The following is an 8,381-nucleotide window of genomic DNA, read 5'->3' on the forward strand; positions in this document are numbered from 1 at the left end:
CCTGCGCCGCGCCGCTGGCGCAGGCCACCAGCGCCGCGGTCAGGAACAGGGCCCTCATGCCATGAACGCGCCCGGCACCGGCGCCTCGCCCAGAGCCTGCCGCAGCACCGCCCAGTGCATTGCCTCGTCGCCCAGGATGCTGGCCGCGGCCTTGGCCAGGTCGCGATTGCCGAACAGCGGCACCGCGCCGAGGTAGGCGCTGACCGCCCCCTGTTCCAGCGACGCCGCGAAGCGCAGCACGTCGGTCTGGTTCTTCAGCTTCTCGACCGGGAAGCTGTATTTGGCCTTGGCCGCCACCGGCTTGCCACCCAGCTTGACGATGGTCTTGGACAGCACCTCCGCATGCTCCTTGTGATGGCCCTGGAAGGTGCGCGCCAGATCCAGCACCGGCTTTTGCAGCAGGCCGCTCTCCGCGCCGACCTGGTAGGCCGCAATCGCCTCCAGCTCCGCGCCCAGCGCCGTATTCAGGATGCGCACATCGTCCGCACTGCCGCTGGCCGCATTGTCCGCCGCCAGCGCGTCGCGCCCGGCCAGCAGGGCCACAGCGGCGCCGGACAAGGCCAGCCCGGAGGTGCCGAGAAAGCCGCGGCGGGTGAGGGAAGGGAAGTCGTTCATGGTGTCTCCTTGGGTGAGTAAATCATTTGGGCAAAGCGCTGCCCGTCCGGCGTACCTTGTGGCGCGCCGGTGAGTGGTGAGGCTTGGGTAGTTATGCGGTGACGGTCAGGTGTCCGCGTCATCCCGCGCGGTGGGCATCCGTGCAAGCACGCCCACCACGATGCGGTCGCAGCGCGCCCCATCGAAACCGAAGGCCGAATCCAGCGCGTGATCGAACTCGCGCGCCAGTGCCTCGCGCAGCAGCGCGCGGGCGCGGAAGTGGCGGCTGCGCACCGTCGCTTCGGGCAGATTCAGGGCCGCCGCGGTCTCCTCGACCGTGTATTCCTCCACCGCACGCAGCACGAACACGGTGCGGAAGCTATCCGGCAGCGCGTCGATGTTCGCCTCGATCAGGCGGCGCGCTTCATTGCGCAGGGCAGCCTGCTCCGGCTGTTCGGGGGTGTCGGCGGTGGCGTCGGGCATGATGGTCTTGTCCTGGTCGTCCAGGGCCTGCGGTCCGATGGGCAGGATCTCCGCGCGGCGCTGGGACTTGCGCAGGCGGCCGGTCGCCTCGTTGATGACGATGCGCGTCAGCCAGGTGCCCAGGCTCGCGGCGCCGCGGAAGTCCAGCAGGTGGCGGTAGACCAGCAGGTAGGACTCCTGCAGCACGTCCTCCGCTTCCGCGTCGTCCCGCACGATGCTGCGCGCGGTGCGGTACAGGGCCCGGTTATGACGCCGCATCAGGCTTTCGAAGGCGCGGTGGTCGCCGTGGGCGGCCAGGTGCGCGAGGTCGGCGTCGGACTGGTGGGCGTGCGGCTGCGGGTCGTAGGCGTGCATGGCTCGGTGCTGATTTTCTGGTTTGTCGGGCTTTTTCGGTCTCTCTGTGGCATTGGATGCCGCGAATGCGCGATCCGTTCCCGGCAGGGTGTCCACTATAATTCGTCTTTTATTTTGAGCACGCCAAATGGCCATCCGCCTGATCGTCGGCCTGGGCAACCCCGGCCCCGAGTACGAACAAACCCGCCACAACGCCGGCTTCTGGCTGGTCGATAACCTGGCCAATTCGCTGCCGGGCTGCCGTCTGCAGCGCGAGTCCCGCTTCAACGCCCTGGCGGGCAAGTGCCACATCGGCGGCAAGGAAGTGTGGCTGCTGGAACCGCAGACCTACATGAACCGGTCCGGCCAGTCGGTCGGCGGTCTGGCGCGTTTCTTCAAGATCGCGCCGGACGAGATCCTGGTGGTGCACGATGAGCTGGACCTGCCGCCGGGTTCCGTCAAGATGAAGAAGGGCGGCTCGGCCGCGGGCCACAACGGCCTGAAAGACATCAGCGCGGCGCTGGGCACGCAGGACTACTGGCGCCTGCGCATTGGCATCGGCCACCCGCGCACGCTCAACCTCCAGCAGGGTGTGGCCGATTTCGTGCTGCACCGCCCGCGCCGCGAGGAGCAGGACCTGATCGAGGAGTGCATCGAGAAGGCCCTGCGCATCATCCCGCTCATGGTCGACGGGAAGACCACCGAGGCCACGCAGCAGCTGCACTCCGCGTGAGCGGGCACCGCATCCGCACGCTGCGGCCGGATGACGCGGACCGGCTGCTGCGGTTCGAGGCAGAGAACCGCGGCTGGTTCGAGCAGCACATCGAACCGCGCGGGGACGCGTTCTATTCACAGGACGGCGTGCGAGCGCACATCGCGCAGTTCCTGGACGCGCATGCGCAGGGGCGCATGCATCCCTGCGTGCTCGTGGATACGGAAGGCGCCATCCTCGGGCGCGCCAATCTGAAGGACATCGACCGGCAAGCCGGAACAGCGGAAGTGGGCTATCGCATCGCCGCGGCCTGCGTGGGCAGGGGCATGGCGACGGAAGCGCTGCGGCACCTGATTGCGCTCGCGCGCTCGGACTGGCAGCTCAAGCAGCTGTGCGCCTATGTACTACCCGCTAACGCCGCCTCCGCCCGCGTGCTCGAAAAGTGCGGCTTCCGGCGCGAGGCCTACACTGTGCCTGCCCGCGAGGTGGCCCGCTTTACGCTGGCGCTGCGCGCGCTGTGACCGACGTTCAGTCGTAGTGCTTGTAGACCGTCGCGCGGCCGGACTTGTCAACGGCCAGCACGTCGAACGCATCATGGCGCGGGCCTTCCATGCCCGGTGAACCCATCGGCATGCCCGGCACGGCGAGGCCTTTGACGGCGGCCGGCTTCGTGGCCAGCAGGCGCTTGATGTCGGCCGCGGGCACGTGGCCCTCGATGGTGTAGCCCTGCACGGTGGCGGTGTGGCAGGAGCCATAGGCGTCCGGCATGCCGCGCGAGGCGCGCACGGCCGACGGATCCTCGACTTCATGCACGTTCACCTTCAGCCCATTCGTCTGCAAGTGCTTGACCCACTCCTTGCAGCAGCCGCAGGTCGGCGATTTGAAGACTTCAAGCACCGGCGCGGCCGCGCTGGCGATCAGGGGCAAGCCGCACATGAGGGCGGCCAGGGTACGGGAAAATCGGATAGTCATGATGATGGTCCGGAGAGCGCGGCCTCGCGCCGCCAGCCCATTCTAGCAGAGCCCCGCGCGGGCGGAACCGCCCAGCAGCGCCGCGTTATCGGTGCCATAATTTTGTGATGAATGCACTCGAATTCCATGCCGGGCCGCGCGCCCTGGAGCACATCCGCCAGCACGGCCTGCGCGCGCGGGACGTGGCCGTCATCCCCGCCGCCGCGGGCGGGCCGAAAGGGCTGATCTTCCAGGCGCTGGACCAGTGGCTGTTCTCAGAATGGCTGCCCGCCGCGCCGCGCGAGCGCACCCTGATCGGCTCTTCCATCGGCGCCTGGCGCATGGCTGCCGCCTGCCAGCGCGACCCGGTCGCCGCCTTCAAGCGCCTGGGTGATTTGTATGCGGGCCAGCGCTACGACGACCCCAAGCCCACGCCCAGGCAAATCGACGATGTCTGCCGCAAGCTGCTGGCCGACTTCGTGACCGGGCATGAAGAAGACATCCTTGCGCACCCGCACTATCGCATGCATTTGCTGACCGACCGCGGACGTGGCGCCCTTGCCGCTCCGCGCCACCGCAAGGACGAGATGCGCGGTTTCGCCAGCGCCGCCCTGCGCAACATCGCCGCCCGTGCGCATCTCGCGCCACTGCTGGAGCGCGTAGTGATGGGCGACGTGCGCGATCCGCTGCCCTGGCTGCGCGAACCGTGGGACGTGTTCACCACCCACTTCGTGCGCCTCACGCCGCGCAACCTGCCGGACGCGCTGCTCGCTTCCGGCACGCTCCCGCTGATCATGCAGGCCATTCAGCATCTGGACGAAGCGCCGCCGGGCAGCTACTGGGACGGCGGCATCCTCGATTACCACCTCGCGCTGCCGTACGCGCGCCTGCACAGCGACGACCTGGTGCTGTACCCCCACTTCACGTCCGGCATCGTGCCCGGGTGGCTGGACAAGTCGCTGCCGTGGCGCCGCGCGCACAAGGGACCGAACCGCGGCTGGCTGGACAACGTTCTGGTGGTGGCGCCGTCGCGCAAGTTCCTGCGCACGCTCCCGCGCGGCAAACTGCCGGACCGGAAGGACTTCCAGCACTACGGGCTGGATCACGACGAGCGCATTCGCCAATGGCAGAAGGCGATTTCGCAGGCGCAGGCCCTGCGCGACGATTTCGCGGCGTTTGCGGAGCGGCCGGATATTGCGCGCATCCGGGCCATGTGATGCGTTCTAGGCTGGGCGCGGCCCGCGCTCCGTCAGCAGCTGGCCGAGCATCGCGCCCAGGCGCAGGTCCTCCGCGTGGCCAAGGCGGCGCAGGCGCAGGCGGCCCGCGTGGTCAAACAGGACGATGGTCGGCGTTCCGCCCAGCTGCCAGGCGCGCATGGTCTGCGGGACCGGGTGGCCCTCGGTCGGCGTATCGATGGCGATGGGGAAGGTGAGCCGCTGTTCGGCCACGAAGCGGCGCAGCTGGTCCGGATCCGCCGCCGCGTGGTTCTCGAACACGCAGTGCAGGCCGAGCACCGTCACTTCCTCAGGCTTGAAGGCATCGTGCACGCGCTGCGCCTGCGGCAGCGCCGTGACGATGCAACCCTGGCAGTGCATCTGGAAGGCCACCACCATCACGACGCGGCCGCGCAGATCGGCCAGGCGCGGCGGCTCGGTCACGTTAAGCCATTCGCTGACGTCCAGTTCCATGCGGCCTCCCGCTGCCAAAAGCACAAGTATGCACCGAGTTTGCACCGCACTGGGCGTATGTGCAGGCTGCTGGCCACGCCACCAGTGGAGTACAATGCAGGGTTTAGCGAATTCTCCCTGAAGGTCCCCCCATGAGTCTCAAATGCGGCATCGTTGGCCTGCCCAACGTCGGCAAGTCCACCCTGTTCAACGCCCTGACCAAGGCCGGCATCCCGGCTGAAAACTACCCGTTCTGCACCATCGAGCCGAACGTCGGCGTGGTCGAGGTGCCCGATCCGCGCCTGAACCAGCTCGCGGAGATCGTCAAGCCGGAGCGCATCGTCAATGCGATCGTGGAATTCGTGGACATTGCGGGCCTGGTGGCCGGCGCCTCCAACGGCGAAGGCCTGGGCAACCAGTTCCTCGCCCACATCCGCGAGACCGACGCCATCGTCAACGTGGTGCGCTGCTTCGAGGACGAGAACGTGGTGCACGTGGCGGGCAAGGTGAGCCCGATCGACGACATCACCGTGATCCAGACCGAACTCGCGCTGGCCGACATGGGCACCGTCGAGAAGACCATCCACCGCGAGCAGAAGAAAGCCCGCTCGGGCGACAAGGAAGCCGCCAAGCTGGTGGCCCTGCTCGAGAAGATCCTGCCCGCACTGAACGACGCCAAGCCGGTGCGCGCGCTCGGCCTGTCGGCGGAAGAGATGGAGCTGGTCAAGCCGCTGTGCCTCATCACCGCCAAGCCGGCGATGTACGTGGCCAACGTCTCGGACACCGGCTTTACCAACAATCCGCTGCTGGACCAGCTGACCGAATACGCGAACGCGCAGAACGCGCCGATCGTCGCCATCTGCGCGGCCATCGAAGCGGAGATCGCGGACCTGGACGATGAGGACAAGGGCGCCTTCCTGGCCGACATGGGCATGGACGAGCCGGGCCTGGACCGCCTAATCCGCGCCGGCTTCAAGCTGCTTGGCCTGCAGACCTACTTCACCGCGGGCGTGAAGGAAGTGCGCGCATGGACGGTGCCGATCGGCGCCACCGCGCCGCAGGCCGCGGGCGTGATCCACACCGACTTCGAGCGCGGCTTCATCCGCGCCCAGACCATTTCGTTCGACGACTACATCCAGTACAAGGGCGAGACCGGCGCGAAGGAAGCGGGCAAGATGCGCGCCGAGGGCAAGGACTACATCGTCAAGGATGGCGATGTGCTGAACTTCCTGTTCAACGTCTGACCGCCTGCGCGTCATCGAGCCCCGCGTGCCGGCCAGGCAGCGGGGCTTTTTTGCGGCCGCATGCAGCGCGGCCGAGTCCAACCTAGAATGCTGGCATGGTCATCGTTGAAGAACTGATTGTGTATCCCGTCAAATCCTGCGCCGGACTCGCCGTCGAGGAGGCGGTGGTGACGCGGGACGGGCTGGCCGTTGGCGGCATCGGCGACCGCGAATGGATGCTGGTGCGGGAGGACGGCAGCTTCCTCACGCAGCGGGAGGCGCCGTTGATGGCACTGGTGCGGCCCACGCTGGCCGCCGATGCGCTCATCTTGCATGCGCCGGAGATGCCGCCGCTGGCGCTGCCGCTGCGGTACGGCGCGGACCTTGCGACGCGCAGCGTGCAGCTGTGGGACGACGGCCTGCAAGGCGCTGACTGCGGTGACGCAGCAGCGGCCTGGTTCAGCACCGCCATCGGCGTGACGTGCCGCGTGGTGCGCTTCCTGCCGGACGTGGTCCGGCCGACCAGCACCAAGTGGACCGGCGGCCTGGCCGCCTCCTCCAAGTTCGCCGATGCCTATCCGATCCTGCTGGTCGGCCGTGCTTCGCTCGATGACCTGAACGACAAGCTGCGCGCCGCTGGCCGCGATTCGCTGCCGATGAACCGCTTCCGTCCCAACATTGTGGTCGGCGGGATCGAAGCCTTCGATGAGGACTACACCGCTACCTTTACCGTCGGTGCGCTGGAGCTGCGGCCCGTGAAACCGTGCCCGCGCTGTCCGATTCCGTCCATCGACCAGGCCACCGGCATCCCCGGGCCGGACCCGCTCGACATCCTGCGCACTTACCGCACCAAGCCGCAGATGGAGGACGCGATCTGCTTCGGCATGAACGTCATCGTCGCTGCAGGTGCGGGCACGGTGCTGCGCGTGGGCCAGCCACTGGAGCCGGAACTGGCCTTCTGACCGGCCCTGCAGCCCTTGCAGCATGGGCGCGACATTCTGTGAGTTTTGGTAGGCAAGACCAAAAACTTGGCGTAATGTTGCGTGTATTGCTGAAAATCAAAAAAGCTTTGCGTTTTTGTTAAGGGATGTCATGGATGGCGGCAGCGCTCTGGCGGAAGACCTGAAGGCGGAGAACGTTCGCCTGCGGTCCCAACTGGCCTACCTGATCGAGCAGGCCGAACACAACCACGAAATCATGTGCCGGCACCAGGCGTTCGATCTGGAGATCGTCGGCTCGTCGGGCTTCCCGGAGCTGGTCAGCACCATCTTCCGCACCTTGCCCGTGATTTCGGAGCTCGACGCCGTCACGCTGTCGCTGATCGACGTCGATGCCGACATCCACACGGTGATGAACAAGCTGGGCGTCGATTTCGACGCTTTCCCCAACCTGATTTTCGTGGACAGCGAAGCGGCACTGCCGTTCGCGCGCGCGCCGGGCGCGGTGCCCAAGCCCATGCTCGGCCCCTACGACAGCGAAGCGCACGCGGACCTGTTCCCGAATCCGCCGCCCGGCATGGAGAGCGTGGCCCTGGTGCCGCTGCTGCGCAACCGGCGGCTGATCGGCAGCCTGAATCTCGGCAGCGTGCACCTAGCGCGCTTCACCGAGGCGATGGGGACGGACTTTGTCGAGCATATGGGCTCGATCATTGCGATCTGCCTGGAGAACACCATCTCCAACGAGATGCTCAAGTACATTGGGCTGACCGATTCGCTGACCGGCGTGTACAACCGCCGCTACATCGACCGCCGCCTGCTGGAGGAGATCGCGCGGGCGCGGCGCCAGTCGTACCGGATGTCGTGCATGTACATCGACCTCGATCACTTCAAGCACGTGAACGATAGCGTCGGCCACCAGGGCGGCGACGAAGTGCTGCGCGAAGTGGCGGGCCGCATCAAGGACGAGCTGCGCCTGTCGGATGCGCTGGGCCGCTTCGGCGGCGAAGAGTTCGTGGTGCTGCTGATCGACGCAGACCTCGATAGCGCGACCCACGTCGGCCACCGCATCCGCAACAGCGTGGCCAGCGCGCCGGTCACGCTGGCGAACGGCTACAAGGTGCCGGTCACGGTGTCCATCGGCGTGGCCACCCTGAGCGACTTTGACCGCGAAAGCCCGATCGAAGCCGCCGCCCAGCAGCTGCTGGCGCGCGCCGACGCCGCCCTGTACCGCGCCAAGGAATCCGGCCGCAACCGCGTCGTCTCCCTCGACTGACCACCCCTTCCACCGCCCCGCCTTGCACCACCTCAACCCCGGGGTCAGGCCTGCTTCTCATAGAGGGGGTCAGACCCCGGCCGGTTGTCCACAGCCCGCTTCATTCGCAGATTCAGTTATCCACAGGGCCGGGGTCTGACCCCACCTGAAAGGGCTGAGGCCTGACCCCGTACATGGACGCCCCCGGTTTGCCAAGGTCTCATTTGA

General features: G+C 67.2%; 10 protein-coding genes. 6 read left to right on the top strand and 4 right to left on the bottom strand.

Annotated elements, in window-relative coordinates:
• Positions 1-54: 54 nt before the first annotated feature.
• Both E4L96_RS05600 and E4L96_RS05605 read right to left on the bottom strand, forming a co-directional pair.
• On the bottom strand, positions 55-615 hold the full coding sequence (locus E4L96_RS05600) for a ferritin-like domain-containing protein (RefSeq protein WP_135206234.1): 561 nt from the start codon (positions 613-615) through the stop codon (positions 55-57).
• 105 nt (positions 616-720) lie between these two features.
• The gene (locus E4L96_RS05605; protein ID WP_135206235.1) at positions 721-1,431 is read right to left on the bottom strand and encodes an RNA polymerase sigma factor; all 711 of its coding nucleotides are present in this window, start codon (positions 1,429-1,431) and stop codon (positions 721-723) included.
• 127 nt (positions 1,432-1,558) lie between these two features.
• On the opposite strand from E4L96_RS05605, the gene pth reads away from it, so the two are divergent.
• Together pth and E4L96_RS05615 are read left to right on the top strand one after the other, a co-directional pair.
• Positions 1,559-2,143: an aminoacyl-tRNA hydrolase gene (pth, locus tag E4L96_RS05610; protein WP_135206236.1), complete on the top strand. Its 585-nt coding sequence runs from the start codon at positions 1,559-1,561 to the stop codon at positions 2,141-2,143.
• On the top strand, positions 2,140-2,643 hold the full coding sequence (locus tag E4L96_RS05615) for a GNAT family N-acetyltransferase (protein ID WP_135206237.1): 504 nt from the start codon (positions 2,140-2,142) through the stop codon (positions 2,641-2,643). Before pth ends, E4L96_RS05615 begins: the two co-directional genes overlap by 4 nt.
• 7 nt (positions 2,644-2,650) lie before the next feature.
• On the opposite strand, the gene E4L96_RS05620 is transcribed toward E4L96_RS05615, so the two are convergent.
• Positions 2,651-3,094, bottom strand: a complete 444-nt coding sequence (locus E4L96_RS05620; RefSeq protein WP_135206238.1) for a DUF411 domain-containing protein — start codon at positions 3,092-3,094, stop codon at positions 2,651-2,653.
• Positions 3,095-3,201: 107 nt separating this feature from the next.
• Here E4L96_RS05620 and E4L96_RS05625 point away from each other — a divergent pair, with 107 nt between their 5' ends.
• Positions 3,202-4,290 (top strand): patatin-like phospholipase family protein, encoded by a 1,089-nt coding sequence (locus tag E4L96_RS05625; RefSeq protein ID WP_135206239.1) that lies wholly within the window; start codon positions 3,202-3,204, stop codon positions 4,288-4,290.
• A 6-nt stretch (positions 4,291-4,296) separates the two neighbouring features.
• Here the strand turns inward: E4L96_RS05625 and E4L96_RS05630 are convergent, their stop codons facing one another.
• Entirely contained in the window at positions 4,297-4,761 is a 465-nt protein-coding gene (locus tag E4L96_RS05630) for a peroxiredoxin family protein (protein WP_135206240.1), read from the bottom strand.
• A gap of 131 nt (positions 4,762-4,892) precedes the next feature.
• Here E4L96_RS05630 and ychF point away from each other — a divergent pair, with 131 nt between their 5' ends.
• From ychF to E4L96_RS05645, 3 genes are all read left to right on the top strand, one after another.
• Positions 4,893-5,984, top strand: a complete 1,092-nt coding sequence (gene ychF / locus E4L96_RS05635; RefSeq protein WP_135206241.1) for a redox-regulated ATPase YchF — start codon at positions 4,893-4,895, stop codon at positions 5,982-5,984.
• A 95-nt stretch (positions 5,985-6,079) separates the two neighbouring features.
• Entirely contained in the window at positions 6,080-6,925 is an 846-nt protein-coding gene (locus E4L96_RS05640) for an MOSC domain-containing protein (RefSeq protein ID WP_135206242.1), read from the top strand.
• Positions 6,926-7,055: 130 nt separating this feature from the next.
• Positions 7,056-8,174, top strand: coding sequence for a GGDEF domain-containing protein (locus E4L96_RS05645; RefSeq protein ID WP_135206243.1), 1,119 nt, complete (start codon positions 7,056-7,058; stop codon positions 8,172-8,174).
• The last annotated feature ends 207 nt before the right edge of the window (positions 8,175-8,381 follow it).

This window comes from Zemynaea arenosa, from assembly GCF_004614185.1.
GTDB classification, from domain to species: Bacteria; Pseudomonadota; Gammaproteobacteria; order Burkholderiales; family Burkholderiaceae_D; genus Telluria; species Telluria arenosa.

Excerpts from the sequence above, each read along its gene's own strand:
- E4L96_RS05600 (WP_135206234.1), bottom strand. The coding sequence starts at position 615 with ATGAACGACTTCCCTTCCCTCACCCGCCGCGGCTTTCTCGGCACCTCC.
- E4L96_RS05605 (WP_135206235.1), bottom strand. The coding sequence starts at position 1,431 with ATGCACGCCTACGACCCGCAGCCGCACGCCCACCAGTCCGACGCCGAC.
- pth (WP_135206236.1), top strand. The coding sequence starts at position 1,559 with ATGGCCATCCGCCTGATCGTCGGCCTGGGCAACCCCGGCCCCGAGTAC.
- E4L96_RS05620 (WP_135206238.1), bottom strand. The coding sequence starts at position 3,094 with ATGACTATCCGATTTTCCCGTACCCTGGCCGCCCTCATGTGCGGCTTG.
- E4L96_RS05625 (WP_135206239.1), top strand. The coding sequence starts at position 3,202 with ATGAATGCACTCGAATTCCATGCCGGGCCGCGCGCCCTGGAGCACATC.
- E4L96_RS05630 (WP_135206240.1), bottom strand. The coding sequence starts at position 4,761 with ATGGAACTGGACGTCAGCGAATGGCTTAACGTGACCGAGCCGCCGCGC.
- ychF (WP_135206241.1), top strand. The coding sequence starts at position 4,893 with ATGAGTCTCAAATGCGGCATCGTTGGCCTGCCCAACGTCGGCAAGTCC.
- E4L96_RS05640 (WP_135206242.1), top strand. The coding sequence starts at position 6,080 with ATGGTCATCGTTGAAGAACTGATTGTGTATCCCGTCAAATCCTGCGCC.
- E4L96_RS05645 (WP_135206243.1), top strand. The coding sequence starts at position 7,056 with ATGGATGGCGGCAGCGCTCTGGCGGAAGACCTGAAGGCGGAGAACGTT.